Origin of the sequence: Marivita lacus (assembly GCF_014637725.1) — a bacterium.
Lineage (GTDB): Bacteria > Pseudomonadota > Alphaproteobacteria > Rhodobacterales > Rhodobacteraceae > Marivita > Marivita lacus.
Genome location: NZ_BMFC01000003.1, coordinates 262,900 through 282,265, shown reverse-complemented (window position 1 = coordinate 282,265; position 19,366 = coordinate 262,900). Strand labels below are relative to the sequence as shown.

Sequence of the window (19,366 nt, the reverse complement as noted above, 5' to 3'; positions counted from 1 at the left end):
CAAACAGAAGTGGTCTGAGAACCCCAACGCAGGAGCGAGGGACCCGCCATGAAAAAGATTGAAGCCATTATCAAACCCTTCAAACTCGACGAGGTGAAGGAAGCCCTTCAGGACGCAGGAATTCAGGGCCTGAGCGTTGTCGAAGTCAAAGGTTTTGGTCGCCAGAAAGGTCACACGGAACTGTATCGCGGCGCCGAATACGTGGTCGACTTCCTGCCCAAGGTGAAGATCGAGGTCGTGCTGGACGACGACCAGGTGGATGGCGCTATTGCCGCCATCGTCGATGCCGCCAAGACCGACAAGATCGGCGATGGCAAGATTTTCGTATCGCCTGTAGAGCAGGCCATCCGAATCCGCACAGGCGAATCCGGATCCGACGCGATCTGATCCTGCGCCCATTACCAACCGAATACCGACCCAAACTCAGTGAAAGGGAAGAGAATGAGCACTGAAGCGCTTCTCAAGATGATCAAGGACGAAGATGTCGCCTATGTCGACATCCGGTTTACCGACCCGCGCGGCAAACTGCAGCACGTGACAGTGATGTCCGACCAGGTGGACGAAGACTTCCTCGAAGAAGGCTTCATGTTCGACGGGTCATCGATTGCAGGCTGGAAATCCATCGAAGCCTCCGACATGAAACTGATGCCCGACACGGACAGCGCGTATATCGACCCGTTCTACGCCGAAAAGACCGTGTGCGTGCACTGCTCTGTCGTCGAGCCCGACACGGGTGAACCCTATAACCGCGATCCGCGCGGCACCGCAGCCAAGGCCGAAGCCTATCTGCTGTCCTCCGGTATTGGCGATGTCGCCTATTTCGGTCCGGAAGCCGAATTCTTCCTGTTCGACGACGTGCGCTACTCGGTTTCACCGAACAAGGTCTCCTACGAGGTCGACGCCGACCACGCCGCATGGAACACCGACACCAATTTCGAGATGGGCAACCTGGGTCACCGTCCGACCTACAAGGGTGGCTATTTCCCGGTGAACCCGGCCGATGACGGTCAGGACATCCGGTCCGAGATGCTGTCCACCATGAAGCGCATCGGCATGAAGGTCGACAAGCATCACCACGAGGTGGCAACCAGCCAGCACGAGCTTGGTCTGATTTTCGGCTCGCTGGTCAAGCAGGCCGACGAACTCCAGAAGTACAAGTACATCATCCACAACGTCGCGCAGTCCTACGGCCGCTCGGCCACCTTCATGCCGAAGCCGCTCAAGGGCGACAACGGCTCTGGCATGCACGTCAACATGTCGATCTGGAAAGATGGCAAGCCGCTGTTCGCAGGCGACAAGTATGCTGATCTGAGCCAGGAAGCGCTGTATTTCATCGGCGGCATCCTGAAGCACGCCAAGGCGCTGAACGCGTTCACCAACCCGTCGACCAACAGCTATAAGCGTCTGGTCCCGGGCTACGAAGCGCCCGTTCTGCGCGCCTATTCCGCACGCAACCGGTCGGGCTGCGTTCGTATTCCGTGGACGGAAAGCCCGAAGGCAAAGCGCGTCGAGGCTCGTTTCCCCGATCCCACCGCGAACCCCTACCTGTGCTTTGCGGCGCTGCTGATGGCCGGTCTTGACGGCATCACCAACAAGATCGATCCGGGCGAAGCCATGGACAAGAACCTCTATGATCTGCCCGCCGAAGAGCTGGCCGGAATCCCGACCGTCTGCGGCAGCCTGCGTGAAGCGATCACCGAGCTGCAGGCCGATCACGAGTTCCTGCTGGCTGGCGATGTGTTCACCATGGATCAGATCGAAGGCTATATCGATCTGAAGATGGAAGAGATCGAAAACTACGAAATGACACCGCACCCTGTGGAATTTGCAATGTATTACAGCAGCTGATCGACGCGATCAGAGTGCAGTTCGGGAAAAGGCGCCTTTCGGGGCGCCTTTTTTTCGTGGTCGAAAAAGCTTCGGCACCTGCCAGCCTGTCCCAGTGTCAGCCGCGACACGGATCCGGGAAAAAGCGCGCAGTCGCCGGTTTGACAAATGCGCACCGGAAACCGGCCGCTTTGCGCATGAAAATAACATGAACCAGCCAAAATTCCAATTTGAGCCTGATTCGCTTCGTATTTCGAACACATTCCAAGCCTTAACTCCTCGCATGGAACGGCTTCATGTAACTTGGGAAGGGACAGAGATGACCACTTCGGACGTCACGGTGATCAGCATGGTCACAGCCAAACCGCGCGACGCGATTTGCAAATCCGTCGTGCCGTCCATCCATCACGCCTTGTCCGACCAGTGCGTTGCCTTCAAGCGCCTGCCCGTGACACGCGATTACATCGACTGGACGATCAACGACACCGACACCCTGACGCTCGCCATCGACGAAGTCGGCTCAAGCAGCGTTTTGCTGCTGGCGAGCCGTGGCCCTGATGCCCGGATACGCGCCGCACGCCTGGCAGGTGTCGCCGCCGACCTGTGCCGCGATTTCAGCGTTCATACCGTGTTCTGGGACGGGGCCAAGCAGCCGATCGCGGTCGAGGATTTCCTAGCAACGGGTGATGCCGTTCTGGATCACCTGGCGGCCCGCACTCGCATCATCCCCCGCAAGGTCAAGGCGTCGAGCAAGCTGCGTTCCACGCAGCGCCGCAATGCCGTGCGTTTGGACGAGTGGATGATGTCCGCTGTTCGGGCCCAGATGAACGGAGTCACGCTGGAAGAGATCGAGCGCATGGAACTTGAAGAGCGGCGCGCGAAATCCGCGCCGATGCGCCTGTCGGCATGGGCCATCTCGTTCACCACTGCGCTGATCGCAGCCCCGCTGGCAATTCCGCTGATCGTTCACAATCTCGTGCGCGGCGAGGACGTGCGCTCGGGTGCGATGGCGCTGGGGGTTGCAGGGCTTTACGCCGTTCTGGCCCAGTCAGGCATGGCTCCCGCCCTGCCGGATCTGCTTTGATCCCGGCAAACCGGAGCGCAACCCGAAACCGACAGCCTCAGCCTTCCTGCTTGCCCGGAACGCCTCATTTGTTAACGTCGCACCAATTGTGAACTGTTGGAGTGCCTCTTGATGCGTCGATTCATTGCTGCTGCCTGCCTGTCTCTCTGCGCAGCGCTTCCCGCCTTTTCGGCTGAATGTATCAGCAGCAAGGCTGCGTTCGACCAGTACAAGCAAACGCTGGCAAGTCAGGCTGCGGCGGCGGGTGTTGGCCAACGCGGGCTGAGCGCGCTGCAGAATGCCCGGCTGTCGGACATCACGTGGCGGTTCGAATCCAACCCTGGCAACCAGACCGGCACGCTTCAGGGTGATCCGGCGCAGTTCCTGGCCAAGCGGTCGGGCAGCACCGCACAGAGCTTCATCAACCAGACCAGCGCCAAGATCGCGCGCAACCCGAACACGTTCGGTTCGATCGAACGCGACTACGGCGTTCCCGCGTCGATCCTTGCCACCATCTGGGGGCTGGAAACCAGTTGGGGCGGCTATCTGGGCGCCACGTCGGTGGTCGATGGCGCGGTTACCCTCTCCTCCTATTGCCGCCGTCACCCACGGTTCGAGCCGCATGCGATTGCCGCGCTCGACATGGTGGACAGCGGCATCCTGTCGCCCAGCACCAAGGGCGGCCCCTCCGGCGAATTGGGGCATATGCAGTTTCTTGCGGGCAACTGGCTGAGATACCGGGTCGATGGCAATGGCGACGGCCGGGCCGATCCCTACAATGCCGACGATGCCCTTGCCACGGCAGCCAACATGCTGCGCCTCAATGGCTGGCAGCCGGGACAGCCCTTTGGCGAAGGCACGCATAATTTCAACGTGTTGTCTGTCTGGAATGACAGCGGCAACTACCTGCGCGCCATCGTCTACTCTGCCCAACGCGCGGGTAGTTAAGCCGCGCCTGCCGAGCCCGGAACATCGCTCCGGGCCAGCATGAAGGTGTGGATTGTGAACAGCACCGCATCGCTTTCGGGCAGTCGCCACAGCACCTGACGTTCGCTGCGCAGGTACGGCGTCTTGCCCACTTCTGTCAGAGGGCGGGGTGCGGTCGCCGAGCGCGGCTGGAACAGTGCGGGGTCTTCGTACCAGAGCGCGTTGAAGCGCCAGATCGGCATGCCGGGACGCACCCCGTCGAACAGGCGCTGCACGCGCCGCGCGATGTCGTCGGTGTAGCTTTTGACCGGGATGTGAATATGGGTCAGCGGACGGCCGATCTTTTCGCGCAGCCGCCAGCTTGCCGGAAAGCACAGCACAGCGCCCGTCAGCACATGTTCATCGCCCCGTTTCTCCATCAGGCAGATGTCGTTCTGCAGGATATGGCCCAGCGTGCCAAAGGGATCTGTCGGGTCGATCGTGACCCGCCGCCCATCCGCGCAGGACACCGTCTCGCCAGACCGCGCAAATCCCGGCGGCAGATGCGCCAGCACCGTCTCCAGCATCTTCGTCACATTCTCCGTGTCGGGACTGTCGGTGGCGATCACGTCGTCGCGGCGGGTGGCCATCAGACGCGCACGCTCGGCCATCTGCGCGGCATAGGCGTCGTCCACAAGAAACCACGGATCATCCCCCAAAGGTGCGATCCCCGGCAGCGGGCGCGGTGACAGCACATCATAGGGCAAACTGGTCTGCAGGATCATGGTGCATGATTAACCCAGCGGCGTGACCGGGAAAAGGCCGCACGGGCCGGGAATTTGCCCCCGCAGCACCATGCCCGACCTGCAAGAAATGCCTTAGGGCTCGAACACGAACACCTTGGCCAGCACGCCGCTGTGGTCCGACCCCAGAAGCGGGCGTGGCGACGCCTGCCCGCCCTGCGGCGCATAGACATGGTCAATGGGCAGCGGCGCGCCCATCTTGGTGAAGGTCGAAAACAGCGGCCCCGCCCGCGTCGTGTCGGTGCTGCGTTGGATGGACCGCAGCGCGAAGGACCACGGCACCATGTTGAAATCGCCCGCGATCACCACCGGCTCCTCAAGGTCTTCGAAAACCGGCAGGATGCGCGCCATCTGCGATGCCTGCTCATGGGGCCAGGGCCATGCGCCATGCAGGCTGAACACCCAGAACGTCCCTTGCGGCGAGGCGACCTGGATGCCGACAATCCCCTGACCTTCCAAGCAAATCTCACCTTCGACCGGCCAGCGCGACAGGATTGCCACCCGCGCCCAGTCGACCAGCGCGCAACTGGCCTGATGGGGGTACTCGGCCCGCAGATCGCGAACCAGCGGGGCGTTGCGCGAGGTCAGTTCCTGCAACGTCACGATGTCGGGACGGCTGGCCCGGATATCGGCGGCAAGTGCTTCGACCTGATCGTTCTGAAACAACAGGTTCTTCTGGTAGATCGTCACCGGCCCTTCGGGGTGCGAGACGTATTTCTGCGCCACGATCTGCGTCATCGCGGCAAGGCACAGCACCGCGATGCTCCACCGCAGCCACGCAGGCCAGGGCGACCATATCACCCAGAGCGCAACGGCCACGGCGATGGGCAGGCGGAACACCGCGAGGCTGTCGCCCAGAGGGTGAAACGCCCCGGCAAAGCTGCCGAAAAACGCGGCCGCCAGCACATATGCAACAATGCTCACCGTTCCCGGCATCGCTCTCACCATCCTGTGACGCTTCCGACACAATGCTTGTGCGGGGGCGACATGCCCCACAGTTTTGTTGCAAAGGAAACACACCGGGGCTGAGACACCCCATTCGCGCCGACCAATTCCGCTGTCCCAAGGACCAGATACATGACCACCGAACGCATCACCTTTCCCGGCCATTCCGGCGACACATTGTCGGCGCGTCTTGACCTGCCAGAGGGGCCGCATCTGGCCACCGCCCTTTTTGCGCATTGCTTCACCTGTTCCAAGGACATTCCGGCGGCCCGGCGGATCGCCGCACGTCTTGCCTCGATGGGGATCGCGGTGCTGCGGTTCGACTTCACCGGGCTGGGCCATTCCAAGGGCGAGTTCGCAAACACCACGTTCACCTCGAATGTGGGCGACCTGACCGCAGCGGCGGCCTATCTGGAGCGGCGCGGCATGGCGCCCTCGCTGCTGATCGGTCATTCGCTGGGCGGTGCCGCGGTTCTGAAGGCGGCGCGCGACATGACCGGGATCAAGGCGGTGGTGACGATCGGCGCGCCGTTCGATCCCGAACATGTCACCCATAATTTCGCCGATGCGCTGGAGGATATCCAGACCAAGGGCAAGGCGCAGGTCGATCTGGGCGGGCGGCCCTTCACCATCGGCAAGGCCTTTGTCGAGGACGTACAAGCGCAAGCGCTCGCCCCGGCGATCCGCGACTTCAGGGCGGCGCTGCTGGTGATGCACGCGCCGCGCGATGCGGTGGTGGGGATCGAGAACGCAACCAACATCTTTATTGCCGCGCGCCATCCCAAGAGCTTTGTCACGCTGGACGATGCCGATCATCTGGTGACGCAGGCCCGCGATGCGGAATACGCAGCCGAGGTGATCGCGGCCTGGGTCGCGCGCTATCTCGACCTCGCACCGCCTGCCCCACCCATCGGCGCACCCGAAGGCATCGTGCGGGTCTCCGAGGCTGACCCTTCCGGGTTCCTGCAGGACGTCCAGGCCGGACCGCATCACCTGCGGGCGGACGAACCGCTGGCCTATGGCGGTACCAATCGCGGACCGTCGCCTTATGGCCTGCTGGCCGCAGGTCTGGGGGCCTGCACATCGATGACGCTGCGCATGTATGCGCGCCGCAAAGGCTGGCCTCTGAAACACGTGTCGGTCGATGTGAGCCATGACAAGGTGCATGCACAGGATGCAGGTACGCCGAACGCGGCCAATATCGACCTCTTCCGCAGGCGCATCACCGTGACCGGCGATCTGGATGCGGAACAGCGGCTCAAGCTGCTGGAAATCGCGGACAAATGCCCGGTGCACAAGACGCTCGAAGCCTCCAGCCGGGTCGAGACCGAACTCGTATGACAGGTGCTGCAAACGCGTCGACGCGTTTGCACACTCCGTCGACGGAGTGTGTCGCGCCCCATTCATAATCGTCTTGAAAATTATGAATTTGTCTCAATACGCGAAATATGACAGGCAGGGCCGATTATTCTGACCACAGGCCTGTCATGACAAACCCGCTGCACGATCTTCTGTCCACCCGCGACTGGCTTCTGGCCGATGGCGCGACCGGCACCAACCTGTTCAACATGGGGTTGGAAAGCGGCGATCCGCCCGAATTCTGGAACGAGACCAGGCCCGACAACATCCGCGCGCTCTATCGCGGGGCGGTCGAGGCGGGCAGCGATCTGTTCCTGACCAACACCTTTGGCGGCAACGCCTCGCGGCTCAAGCTGCACAATGCCGGGCACCGCGCCCGCGAGCTGTCGCGCATCGGCGCCGAACTGGCGCGCGAGATCGCAGACACAGCGGGCCGTCGGGTCATCGTTGCGGGCTCTGTCGGCCCCACCGGCGAGATCATGCAGCCCGTGGGCACCCTGTCGCACGCGGATGCGGTCGAGATGTTCCACGAACAGGCCGAGGGCCTCAAGGAAGGGGGCGCCGACGTGATGTGGGTCGAGACCATCAGCGCCCCCGAGGAATTCCGCGCCGCCGCCGAAGCCTTTGCGCTGGCCGATGTGCCGTGGTGCGGCACGATGAGTTTCGACACCGCCGGGCGCACGATGATGGGCATGACGTCGGACGGCATGGCCGAGATGATCGAGACCCTGCCAAATCCGCCGCTGGCCTTTGGCGCCAATTGCGGCACCGGGGCGTCTGACCTTCTGCGCACGGTTCTGGGCTTTGCCGCCGCAGGCACCAAGCGCGCGATCATCGCCAAGGGCAATGCGGGCATCCCGAAATATGTCGACGGGCACATTCATTACGACGGCACGCCGGAATTGATGGCCCGCTATGCGCTGCTGGCGCGGAACGCCGGAGCCAAGATCATCGGCGGCTGCTGCGGCACGATGCCCGAGCACCTGCGCGCCATGCGCGAGGCGCTGGAGTCGACACCCAAGGGCGACAGCCCGACGCTGGAGCGCATCGTCGAGGAGATCGGCGCGTTCAGTTCGGACAGCGACGGCACAGGCGACCAGAGCGGCGCACCCAAGCGGGAACGCCGGGGCCGTCGGCGCGGCTGACACCGTCGCCCGCCCCTGAAGGGACGTGTGCCTGGCAAAGCCGGGGGTCTAGATTGCTTGGCGTCGGTTGCGTCCGCGCGCATGTCGGATTTCACCAAGTGGCAGCGTCGGAAAACGACGATGAGAGGACAAAACAATCACTGGCGGCATCGCCAGCGTCTGGAGTGACATACATGGCTGACGAAGAAGACGACATCATCCTCGCGGATCTCAGCGACGAGGAACTGGTCGAGCAGATGTTCGACGATCTCTATGACGGTCTGAAGGAAGAGATCGAGGAATCGGTCAACATCCTGCTGGAACGTGGCTGGCAGCCCTACGACATCCTGACCAAGGCGCTGGTCGGCGGCATGACCATCGTGGGCAACGATTTCCGCGACGGCATCCTGTTCGTCCCCGAAGTGCTTCTGGCGGCCAACGCGATGAAGGGCGGCATGTTCATCCTCAAGCCGCTGCTGATCTCGACCGGTGCTCCGCGCGTCGGCAAGATGGTGATCGGCACCGTCAAGGGCGACATCCACGACATCGGCAAGAACCTCGTGTCGATGATGATGGAAGGTGCCGGGTTCGAAGTGGTCGATCTGGGCATCAACAACGCCGTTGACTCCTATCTCGATGCAATCGAAGCCGAACAACCCGACATCCTGGGCATGTCCGCCCTGCTGACCACCACCATGCCCTACATGAAAGTGGTGATCGACACGATGGTCGAGAAAGGCATCCGCGACGACTATATCGTTCTGGTGGGCGGTGCGCCCCTGAACGAGGAATTCGGCAAGGCCATCGGTGCCGACGCCTATTGCCGTGACGCGGCTGTGGCCGTCGAAACCGCCAAGACCTTTGTGGGTCGCAAGCACAATCAGCTTGCCGCTGGATAAAATTGGGCGAATTGACGCTTTTTTTGGCCCCGCTTCACGGCGGGGCCTTTTAATATGGATCGAACTGCCCCATATTTTTGAGGCAAGGAGATCAACATGCCAGTGACGACATTCGCTTCGATGATCTTGGCCGTGATTGCGGCATCCGGTCTGACCGTATGGGCCCTGGCCCAGTTCGGCATTCTCAAGGTATTGCCCGCGCTGATCGCCCTGGCCCTGCTCGCCCGTTGGGGCCTTGCGCATGTGCCCGGCGATGACGAGCCTGCCTGACGATACAACGCTGACAGATGCGGGTCTCGCGGCGCGCGGCGATGGCCGGGTGCTGGTGATTGCCTGCGGCGCTCTGGCCCGCGAGATTCTCGCGCTGAAGGACGCCAATGGCTGGACTCACCTGGACCTGACCTGCCTGCCCGCGATCCTGCACAACCACCCCGAAAAGATCGTCGGTGCTGTCCGCGCAGCGGTCGAGCGGAATCGCAGCGACTATGATCAGGTGTTCATCGCCTATGGCGATTGCGGCACGGGTGGATTGCTTGAGGCCGCCTGCGCAGAAATGGGCGTCGAGATGATCGAGGGACCGCACTGCTACAGCTTTTTCGAAGGCAATGACGCGTTCGCCGCGCGAGACGAGATCACCGCCTTCTACCTGACCGATTTCCTCGTGCGGCAGTTCGATGCCTTTGTCTGGAAACCGCTGGGTCTGGACCGGCATCCCGATCTGCGGGACATGTATTTCGGAAATTATGACAGGCTGGTCTATCAGGCGCAGACCGATGACCCGGCACTAACCGCCATGGCGCAGCGCTGCGCCGACAGGCTGGGTCTTGCCTTTGAACGGCGCTTTACCGGCTACGGCGATCTGGCGCAGGACCTGAAGGGCTGGGCCACCGGCTGACGGTCAGTCAGGGAGGGCGCCTCAGTTCGACTGCTCCAGCAAAAGCGTCGAGACCGGCACCATGGAAACGCTCGACGCTCGGTCCTGCAGGCTCCAGAGCACCAGCGCCGAGAGCGTGTCCGGCGTCAGGCGCCCCAGCATCACCACCGCCCCATCCTGACGTGCGCGAAACGCCGCCCCGTCCAGAAAGCGCCGTTTGGTGCGCGCATCCTGCCCGTCCCCATCGAAATCCCGCAGGATGCTGAGCGCCGGCACGGTTTCGCGCTGCGCGATGGCCTGCGCGGTGTTGAGTCCGTTGGGCAGAAAGACCAGCCCGTGGCCGCTGTCGGCGGCAAAGCGTGTTGCCTGTTCGGTGACGCTGCGATCCGCCTGCAACCCACCATCCGGCGCTTCGATCAGCGCCACGGCCTCGGGCACGGCGGCAATTGCGCCGCCCAGGATTTGTTCGACATCGCTGGGCTGGGCCGCATCGGGAAGACCGACCAGCGCCGCAACCTCGTATCCCAGAGCACGGTAGGCCGTCATGCGCGCGGCGGCACCGGGCTTGGTGGGGTCCAGCGCAAAGGTCACCGGGAATGGAAAGCCATCCAGAGTGTCTGGCCCCAGTGGGCCGGTGCCGTCGTCGATCATCACGATGGACATTTTCGGCAGGTCGGAATCGCTGTCGACCGGGGCTGCAAAGCGTTGCAAAGCCGGCAGGCTGGAATCGGACACCGGAGTGTCGGGCGCTGCCGCAGCGGCACTGCTCTCTCCCGCACCGATGGATGGCAGACGGGCTGAATTGCCCGGGCTGCGCGCGGTCAAGGATGCGGCCGGTGTGCCAATGGCCGGGCGTAGCGCGGCGGTGGTGTCTGCGGTGGCGGGGTCGGTCGCATCGGGGGTCGAGGGCACGAAACGGCGGACAGAGGGGCGCTCGGCTGTTGGGTCCTCGTTGGCTGTGTCCGTGCCAGTCTCCGCCTGTGGGACGGCTTCGTCCGCCGCGGCATCCGGCGCATCGACCGTCGTTTCCGGCTCCGGCACCAGCGGCGTGGCAACCGGCGGAACAGCTGGCGCGGGCGGCTGTGCGGGCTCGGTCGAGACAGACAGGCTGGATTCGCCTTGCGGAACATCGAGCGCGGGTGCTCCCGCGCTGCCGGGTGCGCGTTCCGTGCCCGGAACAGCCGGGGCGGTGGGCGCAGGTCCAACCGCAGGCGCATCAAGCGCGGCAATCGTCTCGCCGGTATCGGGCGTCGGGATCGGCGCTGCGGTCGTATCGGTCGGGACAGCGTCCTGCGGCTCGGACGGCTCGTCCAGCACGGGGGCATCGGCATCGGGTATCACGGCGGCGACATCCGCAGGTCGGCGCGCGGGTGTGGATTCAGGCTCGGACGTCTCGGCCTCAGTTGCGGGTTCGGGCACAGCTTCGGTTGCGGTCTCGCCCTCCACCGCTTCGGCAGTGGTTGCACCTTCGTCCTCGGCAACAACGGGCGCATCGGTGCTTGCGGTCTCGGACGGCGCGGGCTCCTCTGCGGGCACAGCTTCCGGCGTCAGGTCCTCAGAAGCTGCGGTGCTGTCTTGCAGGCTCGCTGTCGCGTCAGGATCTTCTTGCTGCACCGCCTCCACGCTCTGTTCGGGAGCAGGCGGCGTCACGGAGGTCGGCCCCGGTGCGAGGATGGATGCGACGCCCAATCCGCCCGCGGAAATCAGCGTGCCCCAGATGGCCCCTGACAAAAACCCTCGTGCCATGCTCTTTGCCCTCGTCTTGCCCTCACATGCGCCCCGGCATCTCAGGCGTGCCGGTTGACCCACCCGCGCCCTTGACGCGCCTTGGTCCGCCTGCGCATGTATACCGCGATTGGCCCCCACCCCGCCAGCCCCGAGATATAAGAAAGACCCATGCTGCTGCTCATCGACAATTACGACAGTTTTACCTACAACCTCGTGCATTATCTGGGCGAACTGGGCACCGAAGTGAAGGTCGTTCGCAATGATGCGCTCACCGTGCAGGACGCGATGGGCCTGAACCCGGCGGGCATCCTGCTCTCTCCCGGACCCTGCGACCCGGACCAGGCGGGCATCTGCCTGCCGCTGACGCTGGCCGCTGCCGAAACCAAGACGCCGCTGATGGGTGTCTGCCTTGGGCACCAGACGCTGGGTCAGGCGTTCGGAGGTACGGTGATGCGCCACACCGAGATCGTGCACGGCAAGATGGGCGTGATGCATCACGGGGGCAAAGGCGTGTTCGCCGGTCTGCCCTCGCCCTTCGAGGCGACGCGCTATCATTCGCTGGTGGTGGACAAGGACAGCATTCCCGACTGTCTCGAGGTGACGGCATGGCTCGAGGACGGCACTGTGATGGGTCTCAGCCACCGCGACCTGCCGATGCATGGTGTGCAGTTTCATCCTGAAAGCATCGCTTCGGAACATGGCCATGCGCTGCTGCAGAATTTCGTCAATGACCTGAAGGTGCCCGCATGAGCGACGCGATGAAGCCCCTGATCTACGCCGCCTCCGAAGGTCCGCTCAGCCGGTCGCAGGCCGAACAGGCGTTCGAATTGCTGTTCGAGGGTGCTGCCACCCCGGCGCAGATCGGCGGTTTCCTGATGGCGCTGCGCGCACGTGGCGAGGCGGTGTCCGAATACGCGGCGGCGGCGGCAGTCATGCGCGCCAAATGCACCCCCGTCAAAGCGCCCGAGGACGCGATGGACATCGTCGGCACAGGCGGCGACGGCATGGGGACGCTCAACATCTCCACGGCCACAGCCTTTGTCGTCGCGGGCGCAGGTGTTCCAGTGGCAAAGCACGGTAACCGAAACCTGTCGTCGAAATCCGGCTCGGCGGATGCGCTGACTGAAATGGGCATCAACGTGATGGTCCCGCCAGAGGTGGTGGAACGCGCCATCGCCGAGGCCGGGATCGGCTTCATGATGGCCCCGATGCACCATCCGGCCATGAAACACGTCATGCCGGCGCGGCAGGAGTTGGGATCGAAGACGATCTTCAACATCCTCGGTCCACTGACCAACCCCGCAGGGGTGAAACGCCAGTTGACCGGAGCGTTCGCCATCGACCTGATCTTTCCGATGGCCGAAACGCTCAAGGAACTGGGGTCGGTCAAGGCCTGGCTGGTGCATGGCGGCGACGGCACCGACGAGATCTCGATTTCCGCACCGACGCAGGTGGCGGTGCTGGAGGACGGAAAGATCAGGGGCCGCGAAGTGCATCCCGAGGATGCGGGCCTGCCGGTCCACGCCTTCCGCGACATCCTGGGCGGCACGCCGGCCGAAAACGCACAGGCCTTCCGCGCGCTTCTGGACGGGGCGAAAACCGCCTATCGCGACGCTGTTCTGCTCAACGCGGCTGCGGCGCTGGTGGTGGCGGACAAGGTGTCGGACCTCAGGACAGGGGCCGAGATGGCCGCCGAAAGCATCGACAGCGGCGCGGCCAAAGCACGGGTCAACGCGCTGGCGCGGGTGACGCAGGGCGCGTGACCGGGTTCGGGGCGGGACACGATGCGTCAAAGCATCGTGGCGTTTCCGTCGACGGAAACTCCTGGGGCTCTGCCCCAGACCCCGAGATATTTTTGAACCAGAGAAGCAGGGGGCGCCTGTCATCATGACCCCACCTCCAGCCTGGGCGCATTTGCCGTTTTTTCAAAACGACCTGCCCGCAATCCGCGCTTCATTGGCGCATGAGACGCGACCGGTTCTTCCGCCAGACGATCAGGTCTTTGCCGCCCTTGAGGCTTGCGACCCTGATACTGTGCGCGTGGTCATCCTCGGGCAGGACCCTTATCCCACGCCCGGACATGCGCATGGTCTGGCGTTTTCGGTGGATCGCAGCGTCCGACCCCTGCCCCGGTCCTTGGGCAATATCTTCAAGGAGATGGAGGCAGATGTCGGTGGCACACCGCCCGATGGCGATCTGCATTTCTGGGCCGATCAGGGCGTCCTGCTCTTGAACGATGTGCTCACGGTGCCTGCCGGCGACGCGCGCGGACATCGGCGGTTGGGCTGGCAGAAGCTGGTACCCCAGGTGCTCGATACGCTGAACGACCAGCCCCGCGCCTTCTTGCTGTGGGGCAACGACGCGCGCGCCCATGCGCCCCGGCTGACGGGACACGGCCATCTGGTCCTGCAAAGCGCGCATCCCTCGCCCCTCTCGGCACGGCGCGGGTTTTTCGGCTCGCGCCCCTTTTCCACCGTGAATGCCTGGCTTAAAGAACAAGGGCATGCCCCGATCGATTGGACAGACCCATGAGCGCGACCATTCTCGACAAGATCAAGGCCTACAAGCTCGAGGAAGTGGCGGCCGACAAGGCCCGCGTGCCGCTGTCCGAGATCGAGGCCTCGGCCCGTGCGGCTGATCCGGTCCGCCCGTTCGGGGCCGCGCTGCGCGGCGCGCAGGTGACAGGCTACGGGTTGATCGCGGAGGTCAAGAAAGCTTCCCCTTCCAAGGGCTTGATCCGGGCGGATTTCGAACCGGTCAGCCTGGCACAGGCTTACGAGACCGGCGGTGCGACCTGCCTGTCGGTTCTGACCGACACGCCCAGTTTCCAGGGCGACAAGTCCTATCTGGTCGCGGCGCGGCAGGCGACGACCTTGCCCGCGCTGCGCAAGGATTTCATGTACGACACTTACCAGGTTGCAGAGGCGCGCAGCCTGAACGCGGATTGCATCCTGATCATCATGGCCAGCGTCAGCGATGCGCAGGCGGCAGAGCTTGAAGACGCTGCGACCGCCTGGGGCATGGACTCGCTGATCGAAGTGCATGACCGCGAAGAACTTGACCGGGCGCTGGACCTGAAGTCTCCCTTGATCGGGGTAAACAATCGCAATCTCAAGACCTTCGAGACCGATCTTGAAACGACACGGGACCTGTCAAGGCATGTCCCGTCAGACCGTATGCTGATCTCTGAATCGGGTCTTTTTACTCCGGCCGATCTCGTCGACATGGCCGCGCACGGGGCGCGCAGTTTCCTGATCGGCGAAAGCCTGATGCGGCAGGCGGATGTGGCGGCGGCGACACGCGCGCTACTCGCGGGTTCGGTGGCGGCATGAGCGGGCTGTCGCATTTCGACGCAAAGGGTGATGCGCACATGGTGGACGTCTCGGACAAGGCCGTCACGGCGCGCGTTGCCGTGGCCGAGGGCTACATCAGGATGGCCCGTGAAACGTTCGATCTCATTACCGAAGGGCGCGCCAAGAAGGGCGACGTGATCGGTGTGGCGCGGCTCGCCGGGATCATGGGAGCCAAGAAGACGCCAGACCTGATCCCGCTCTGTCATCCGCTTCCCGTCACCAAGGTCGCGGTGGAACTGACGCCCGCGCCGGACCTGCCGGGTCTGCGGATCGAGGCGACGGTCAAGACCACCGGTCAGACCGGGGTCGAGATGGAGGCGCTCACCGCGGTGTCGGTGGCGGCGCTCACGGTCTATGACATGGCCAAGGCGGTGGACAAGGCGATGGAGATCACAGGCATCCGCGTGATGCTGAAAGATGGCGGGAAATCAGGGCGGTACGAGGCGTCATGATCTCGGTTTCCGAGGCGCTGGAACGCCTGTTCGCGCTGGCCCGGCCGCTTGGGATCGAGACTGTGCCGCTCTTGCAGGCGCATGGCCGCGTATTGGCGCAGGATGTGGCAGCGATGCGCAACCAGCCGCCGTTCGATGGCTCGGCAATGGACGGTTACGCAGTGGCGCGGGTGGCGCCGGGGCTGCGGCTGCGGGTGATCGGTGAATCCGCTGCGGGTCACGGATTTTACCAACCGGTCAAAGAGGGCGAAGCGGTGCGCATCTTCACAGGCGCTCCGGTGCCGGAGGGTGCAAAAGCCGTTGTGATTCAAGAGGATGTTACCCGCGAGGGTGACTGGATCACGATTGGGGACACCCCCGAGGACAATGACCATATCCGCCCGACCGGTGGGGATTTCCGCATCGGCGATACCGTCAGCGCGGGCCGCGTGATCGGTCCGAACGACATTGCCCTGATGGCGTCGATGAACATTGCCGACGTGCCTGTCGCGCGGCGCCCCGTGGTGGCGCTGATCTCGACCGGGGACGAATTGGTCATGCCGGGCGAGACCCCCGGGCCCGACCAGATCATCGCGTCGAACACCTTTGGCCTGCATGCGCTGATGCGTGATCTGGGGGCGGAGCCGCGACTTTTGCCGATTGCGCGGGACAACGAGGCGTCGCTTCGGACCGCGTTCGATCTTGCGCAGGGGGCCGACCTGATCGTGACGATCGGCGGTGCGTCTGTCGGGGATCACGACGTTGTGGCCAATCTCGCGCCGCAGCTCGGGTTCGATCAGAGTTTCTACAAGGTGGCGATGCGCCCCGGCAAACCTTTGATGGCGGGGCGGTTCGGTGCCGCGATGATGATCGGCCTGCCCGGCAACCCGGTATCCGCAATGGTCTGCGGTCATGTCTTTGTCGCCCCCGTGGTGCGCGCGATGCTGGGTCTGCCCGCCGGAGCTGCGCCGCGCAGGACGGGTGTTCTGGCACAGGACCTGCCCGCCAACGGCCCGCGCGAACATTACATGCGTGCGCGCTTCGAGGATGGTGGCCTCGTGGCGTTCGGGTCGCAGGACAGCTCCCTGCTCAGCATTCTGGGCAAGGCCGATGCGCTGATCGTTCGGATGCCCAAAGACGGGCCACGCAGCGCCGGTGCGCGCGTGGAGTACCTGCCTATTCGCTGAAATCCAGCGCCTGTTTACTGATTCTTGACACAAAACAGGAACAACAGTAGAACAAATGGTGAGGATCACCCGAGCGGAGGCAGAAAATGCTGACCAAGAAACAACTGGACCTGCTGGATTTCATCAGCAAACGCGTGGCGCGCGATGGCGTGCCACCCAGCTTTGACGAAATGAAGGAAGCGCTGGATTTGCGGTCAAAATCGGGCATCCATCGCCTGATCACCGCTTTGGAAGAGCGTGGATTTATCCGCCGCCTCGCGCACCGCGCCCGGGCGATCGAGATTCTGAAACTGCCCGAGGCATTGGCGGCCAAGCAGCCGGGGTTCAAGCCCAAGGTGATCGACGGTGATCTGCCTGATGTCCCCGCGCCTGCCAATGCGATGCCGGTGGATGCGGTGCATGCCATGGAACTGCCTCTGATGGGTCGGATCGCAGCCGGTGTGCCGATCGAGTCGATCAATGACGTGCCCCCGTCGATCGCGGTTCCCGGAGCGATGCTGTCGGGCAATGGCATTCATTACGCGCTCGAGATCAAAGGCGATTCGATGATCGAGGTTGGGATCAACGATGGCGATGTTGTGGTGATCCGCGAAACCTCGGCTGCCGAAAACGGTGACATCGTGGTCGCTCAGGTCGAAGGCTATGAGGCGACGCTCAAGCGCTACAAGCGCAAGGGCGAGAGCATCATCCTCGAGGCTGCAAATCCGGCCTATGAGCCGCGCATCCTGCCGGTCGGATCGGTCAAGGTGCAGGGCCGGTTGGTCGGGTTGATTCGCACCTACTGACCGTTGCGCACGGATCTGTCGTTCCACAGGCGCGCACCTGACCTGTCGCGCGCCTGTTCGATCTGCCATGCGCCGTCGCTGTTGCGCATGATGGACAGACTGCCCATCCCTCGCAATGCACGCGCATCCAGAACGGCACAGTTGGTGGCGATTGGCCTGGTCGGCAGGTCTGCGCTGGCGATGACCAGCGCGCCGTCGGTACATCCCTCGTAGGCCGCTGCGTCGCGTTTGCCGATGATGTGGCGGACGGGCAAGGCGGTGCCGTCCCACAGCGTGGCTGCGGTGGGTTGATCCAACCCCTGCCCGTCATTTTCGAGCCAGACCTCTGCGATGAACCCCGCCCCCTTGGCCCGCGACACGGCGCGACCTGCTTCGGTCATGATGCCCACCAACGCTCCGTCCTCGGCGACAAGGATCGGCGGGCGTTCCGCCTTGGCCCAGAGCAGCCCCGCCAGCACAAGCGGGGCCAGCCCCAAGGCGCGGGACCGACCCTGCCAGAGGATCAGGAACAGTCCACCCAGAATGATCAGTGGCAATACCGCCGGACCGGGGGTCATCACCGGGCGCACCGCCCCGTCCCATTGCGCAATGACCTGTGCAACATACAAAATCCAGTCGAGCCCCAATCCCATCGGAACGAGACCAACCGCCTCGAGACCGAAGGGCATCAGCAGAATGCCCAGAACGGCCGCAGGGATCACCAGCAGACCCATCAGCGGCACGGTGAGCAGGTTGGCCAGCAATCCCAATTGTGCGATCTGGTTGAAATGGGCCATCGCAAACGGGGCGGTGGCAACCCCGGCGATGCCGGAGGACAGGACAACCGACGCAATCCCGCGCAGCACTCGGTGGCGCGGCAGGTCATGCGCGCTGTCGCGGATCGCCCCGAACACTGCCACCAGCGCGGTTGTCGCCGCAAAGGACATCTGGAACCCCGGTCCGATCAGCGCTTCCGGTCGCAGGACCAGAACGATCAGCGCCGCCAGTCCCACCGCCCGGAGCGAGATCGCGCGGCGGTCTACCATGATCGCCAACAGCATCACCGCCACCATGACGAACGCGCGTTCGGTGGCAACATTGCCGCCCGACAGGGCAAGATAGATCGCCGCGAGCACCAGTGCTCCGCCCGCCGCGATCTTCTTGACGGGCCAGCGCAGACCGACCGGCGTGAGCAGAAGACCAAGGCGCAGCAGGGCAAAGGCGAACGCGCTCACCAGACCCATATGCAGGCCCGAAATCGCCAGCAGATGCGCAAGATTGGTGTCGCGCAGCGCCTGCAGCACCGGCTGAGGAATGGCGCTGCGGTCGCCGGTGATGATCGCGGTGGCAAAGGCACCGGTCTCTCCCGGCAGGGCCTCCTGCACGCGGGTCGAGATCGTCATCCGGGTGCGAAAGACAAAGCGGTCACGGCCTGCCTCTTGCCACAGAACCAGCGGCACGCGGGTATAGCCCACCGCGCCCAGCTTCAGGAACCATGCGTGGCGGCGGAAATCGAAGCCTCCCGGTTCGACCGCGCCGCCCGGTGGGCCGAGATGCGCCGTGGTCATGATCGTCATGCCCGGCTCGGGGTTCACGCCGGGGATGTCGCCATGCAGCGACAGGCGCACGCGGGTGGGTGTCTCGGACAGCGGCACGTCGTGCAGCCACACCCGGTCAAGCGTGATGCGCAGCGCGTCAGAGGCCGAGCGGTCGATGTTCACCACCCGGCCCGTCACCGGGCCGTAGTACCGCCAGTCGATGACTGGTCCGGCCACCAGATGCGCCCGCGTCCCGGCCAGCGAGACCCCGAACGCCAGCATCGCGAGCGCACAGAGGAGCGGTGCAAGGGCGGAGCGGCTGCGCAGGTGCCAGACCATCAGCAGCGTGCCGACCGCAGCAACAGCAGCCAGCGCCCCGACAGGCGGCTCGAACCGGAGGGCGAAATAGAGTCCGATCCCCGTGCCGAGGCAGACCGGGGCAAAGGGAAACAGCGTGCCGCGCTGCGCCAGAAGCATGTCGGGGATCAAATCCCGCACCCGCGCCATACTTGCCCCCGTGGATGGTGCTGGTTAAGAGTGCCTCAAGCTATCTCCAAGACAGTTA

Annotated in this window: 20 protein-coding genes; 16 read left to right on the top strand and 4 right to left on the bottom strand. The window is 63.9% G+C overall.

Annotated features, from left to right (window positions below; genetic code table 11):
• Positions 1–48 precede the first annotated feature (48 nt).
• The 4 genes from IEV82_RS08960 to IEV82_RS08945 all read left to right on the top strand — a co-directional run bounded on the left by IEV82_RS08960 (position 49) and on the right by IEV82_RS08945 (position 3,838).
• Positions 49–387 (top strand): P-II family nitrogen regulator, encoded by a 339-nt coding sequence (locus IEV82_RS08960; protein WP_085631929.1) that lies wholly within the window; start codon positions 49–51, stop codon positions 385–387.
• 54 nt (positions 388–441) lie between these two features.
• Positions 442–1,848, top strand: a complete 1,407-nt coding sequence (gene glnA, locus IEV82_RS08955; RefSeq protein WP_188481672.1) for a type I glutamate--ammonia ligase — start codon at positions 442–444, stop codon at positions 1,846–1,848.
• Between the two features lie 298 nt (positions 1,849–2,146).
• Positions 2,147–2,911: a hypothetical protein gene (locus IEV82_RS08950; protein ID WP_188481671.1), complete on the top strand. Its 765-nt coding sequence runs from the start codon at positions 2,147–2,149 to the stop codon at positions 2,909–2,911.
• A gap of 111 nt (positions 2,912–3,022) precedes the next feature.
• The gene (locus tag IEV82_RS08945; RefSeq protein ID WP_188481670.1) at positions 3,023–3,838 is read left to right on the top strand and encodes a lytic murein transglycosylase; all 816 of its coding nucleotides are present in this window, start codon (positions 3,023–3,025) and stop codon (positions 3,836–3,838) included.
• Here IEV82_RS08945 and IEV82_RS08940 read toward each other — a convergent pair.
• Complete coding sequence (locus IEV82_RS08940; RefSeq protein WP_188481669.1) at positions 3,835–4,581, bottom strand: heme-dependent oxidative N-demethylase family protein; 747 nt, start codon at positions 4,579–4,581, stop codon at positions 3,835–3,837. The genes IEV82_RS08945 and IEV82_RS08940 overlap by 4 nt on opposite strands.
• Positions 4,582–4,674: 93 nt before the next feature.
• Positions 4,675–5,523 (bottom strand): endonuclease/exonuclease/phosphatase family protein, encoded by an 849-nt coding sequence (locus tag IEV82_RS08935; RefSeq protein WP_188481668.1) that lies wholly within the window; start codon positions 5,521–5,523, stop codon positions 4,675–4,677.
• A 153-nt stretch (positions 5,524–5,676) separates the two neighbouring features.
• Between IEV82_RS08935 and IEV82_RS08930 the strand changes: the two genes are divergently transcribed.
• The 5 genes from IEV82_RS08930 (at position 5,677) to IEV82_RS08910 (ending at position 9,821) form a co-directional block, all read left to right on the top strand.
• Positions 5,677–6,885, top strand: a complete 1,209-nt coding sequence (locus tag IEV82_RS08930; RefSeq protein WP_188481667.1) for a bifunctional alpha/beta hydrolase/OsmC family protein — start codon at positions 5,677–5,679, stop codon at positions 6,883–6,885.
• Between the two features lie 146 nt (positions 6,886–7,031).
• Positions 7,032–8,048: a betaine--homocysteine S-methyltransferase gene (gene bmt / locus IEV82_RS08925; protein WP_188481666.1), complete on the top strand. Its 1,017-nt coding sequence runs from the start codon at positions 7,032–7,034 to the stop codon at positions 8,046–8,048.
• A 173-nt stretch (positions 8,049–8,221) separates the two neighbouring features.
• A complete protein-coding gene (locus tag IEV82_RS08920; protein WP_188481665.1) occupies positions 8,222–8,926 on the top strand; it encodes a cobalamin B12-binding domain-containing protein in 705 nt (234 codons plus the stop codon).
• A 96-nt stretch (positions 8,927–9,022) separates the two neighbouring features.
• On the top strand, positions 9,023–9,196 hold the full coding sequence (locus IEV82_RS08915) for a hypothetical protein (protein ID WP_188481664.1): 174 nt from the start codon (positions 9,023–9,025) through the stop codon (positions 9,194–9,196).
• Positions 9,180–9,821: a DUF1638 domain-containing protein gene (locus tag IEV82_RS08910; RefSeq protein ID WP_188481663.1), complete on the top strand. Its 642-nt coding sequence runs from the start codon at positions 9,180–9,182 to the stop codon at positions 9,819–9,821. The genes IEV82_RS08915 and IEV82_RS08910 overlap by 17 nt, the downstream gene beginning before the upstream one ends.
• Positions 9,822–9,842: 21 nt before the next feature.
• Here the strand turns inward: IEV82_RS08910 and IEV82_RS08905 are convergent, their stop codons facing one another.
• Positions 9,843–11,546 carry a polysaccharide deacteylase family 2 protein gene (locus IEV82_RS08905; protein WP_188481662.1) on the bottom strand — a complete coding sequence of 568 codons (1,704 nt, stop codon included), beginning with the start codon at positions 11,544–11,546 and terminating at the stop codon, positions 9,843–9,845.
• Positions 11,547–11,696: 150 nt separating this feature from the next.
• Here IEV82_RS08905 and IEV82_RS08900 point away from each other — a divergent pair, with 150 nt between their 5' ends.
• From IEV82_RS08900 to lexA, 7 genes are all read left to right on the top strand, one after another.
• Complete coding sequence (locus IEV82_RS08900) at positions 11,697–12,278, top strand: anthranilate synthase component II (RefSeq protein ID WP_188481661.1); 582 nt, start codon at positions 11,697–11,699, stop codon at positions 12,276–12,278.
• Positions 12,275–13,291, top strand: a complete 1,017-nt coding sequence (gene trpD, locus IEV82_RS08895) for an anthranilate phosphoribosyltransferase (RefSeq protein ID WP_188481660.1) — start codon at positions 12,275–12,277, stop codon at positions 13,289–13,291. Before IEV82_RS08900 ends, trpD begins: the two co-directional genes overlap by 4 nt.
• 124 nt (positions 13,292–13,415) lie before the next feature.
• The gene (locus IEV82_RS08890) at positions 13,416–14,060 is read left to right on the top strand and encodes a uracil-DNA glycosylase (protein ID WP_188481659.1); all 645 of its coding nucleotides are present in this window, start codon (positions 13,416–13,418) and stop codon (positions 14,058–14,060) included.
• On the top strand, positions 14,057–14,860 hold the full coding sequence (trpC, locus tag IEV82_RS08885) for an indole-3-glycerol phosphate synthase TrpC (protein ID WP_188481658.1): 804 nt from the start codon (positions 14,057–14,059) through the stop codon (positions 14,858–14,860). Before IEV82_RS08890 ends, trpC begins: the two co-directional genes overlap by 4 nt.
• Entirely contained in the window at positions 14,857–15,333 is a 477-nt protein-coding gene (gene moaC, locus IEV82_RS08880; protein WP_188481657.1) for a cyclic pyranopterin monophosphate synthase MoaC, read from the top strand. Before trpC ends, moaC begins: the two co-directional genes overlap by 4 nt.
• On the top strand, positions 15,330–16,499 hold the full coding sequence (locus tag IEV82_RS08875; RefSeq protein WP_188481656.1) for a molybdopterin molybdotransferase MoeA: 1,170 nt from the start codon (positions 15,330–15,332) through the stop codon (positions 16,497–16,499). The genes moaC and IEV82_RS08875 overlap by 4 nt, the downstream gene beginning before the upstream one ends.
• An 86-nt stretch (positions 16,500–16,585) precedes the next feature.
• Positions 16,586–17,284 carry a transcriptional repressor LexA gene (gene lexA, locus IEV82_RS08870; RefSeq protein ID WP_188481655.1) on the top strand — a complete coding sequence of 233 codons (699 nt, stop codon included), beginning with the start codon at positions 16,586–16,588 and terminating at the stop codon, positions 17,282–17,284.
• Here the strand turns inward: lexA and IEV82_RS08865 are convergent.
• Positions 17,278–19,308, bottom strand: a complete 2,031-nt coding sequence (locus IEV82_RS08865) for a ComEC/Rec2 family competence protein (RefSeq protein WP_188481654.1) — start codon at positions 19,306–19,308, stop codon at positions 17,278–17,280. The genes lexA and IEV82_RS08865 overlap by 7 nt on opposite strands.
• Positions 19,309–19,366 lie beyond the last annotated feature (58 nt).

What these genes read in the sequence shown, in the direction of transcription:
- IEV82_RS08940 (WP_188481669.1), bottom strand. Translation starts at nt 4,581, where the DNA reads ATGATCCTGCAGACCAGTTTGCCCTATGATGTGCTGTCACCGCGCCCG.
- IEV82_RS08950 (WP_188481671.1), top strand. Translation starts at nt 2,147, where the DNA reads ATGACCACTTCGGACGTCACGGTGATCAGCATGGTCACAGCCAAACCG.
- IEV82_RS08920 (WP_188481665.1), top strand. Translation starts at nt 8,222, where the DNA reads ATGGCTGACGAAGAAGACGACATCATCCTCGCGGATCTCAGCGACGAG.
- IEV82_RS08865 (WP_188481654.1), bottom strand. Translation starts at nt 19,308, where the DNA reads ATGGCGCGGGTGCGGGATTTGATCCCCGACATGCTTCTGGCGCAGCGC.
- moaC (WP_188481657.1), top strand. Translation starts at nt 14,857, where the DNA reads ATGAGCGGGCTGTCGCATTTCGACGCAAAGGGTGATGCGCACATGGTG.
- IEV82_RS08905 (WP_188481662.1), bottom strand. Translation starts at nt 11,546, where the DNA reads ATGGCACGAGGGTTTTTGTCAGGGGCCATCTGGGGCACGCTGATTTCC.
- IEV82_RS08900 (WP_188481661.1), top strand. Translation starts at nt 11,697, where the DNA reads ATGCTGCTGCTCATCGACAATTACGACAGTTTTACCTACAACCTCGTG.
- IEV82_RS08930 (WP_188481667.1), top strand. Translation starts at nt 5,677, where the DNA reads ATGACCACCGAACGCATCACCTTTCCCGGCCATTCCGGCGACACATTG.
- IEV82_RS08915 (WP_188481664.1), top strand. Translation starts at nt 9,023, where the DNA reads ATGCCAGTGACGACATTCGCTTCGATGATCTTGGCCGTGATTGCGGCA.
- IEV82_RS08890 (WP_188481659.1), top strand. Translation starts at nt 13,416, where the DNA reads ATGACCCCACCTCCAGCCTGGGCGCATTTGCCGTTTTTTCAAAACGAC.
- IEV82_RS08875 (WP_188481656.1), top strand. Translation starts at nt 15,330, where the DNA reads ATGATCTCGGTTTCCGAGGCGCTGGAACGCCTGTTCGCGCTGGCCCGG.
- IEV82_RS08960 (WP_085631929.1), top strand. Translation starts at nt 49, where the DNA reads ATGAAAAAGATTGAAGCCATTATCAAACCCTTCAAACTCGACGAGGTG.
- IEV82_RS08910 (WP_188481663.1), top strand. Translation starts at nt 9,180, where the DNA reads ATGACGAGCCTGCCTGACGATACAACGCTGACAGATGCGGGTCTCGCG.
- IEV82_RS08945 (WP_188481670.1), top strand. Translation starts at nt 3,023, where the DNA reads ATGCGTCGATTCATTGCTGCTGCCTGCCTGTCTCTCTGCGCAGCGCTT.
- glnA (WP_188481672.1), top strand. Translation starts at nt 442, where the DNA reads ATGAGCACTGAAGCGCTTCTCAAGATGATCAAGGACGAAGATGTCGCC.
- trpD (WP_188481660.1), top strand. Translation starts at nt 12,275, where the DNA reads ATGAGCGACGCGATGAAGCCCCTGATCTACGCCGCCTCCGAAGGTCCG.
- trpC (WP_188481658.1), top strand. Translation starts at nt 14,057, where the DNA reads ATGAGCGCGACCATTCTCGACAAGATCAAGGCCTACAAGCTCGAGGAA.
- lexA (WP_188481655.1), top strand. Translation starts at nt 16,586, where the DNA reads ATGCTGACCAAGAAACAACTGGACCTGCTGGATTTCATCAGCAAACGC.
- bmt (WP_188481666.1), top strand. Translation starts at nt 7,032, where the DNA reads ATGACAAACCCGCTGCACGATCTTCTGTCCACCCGCGACTGGCTTCTG.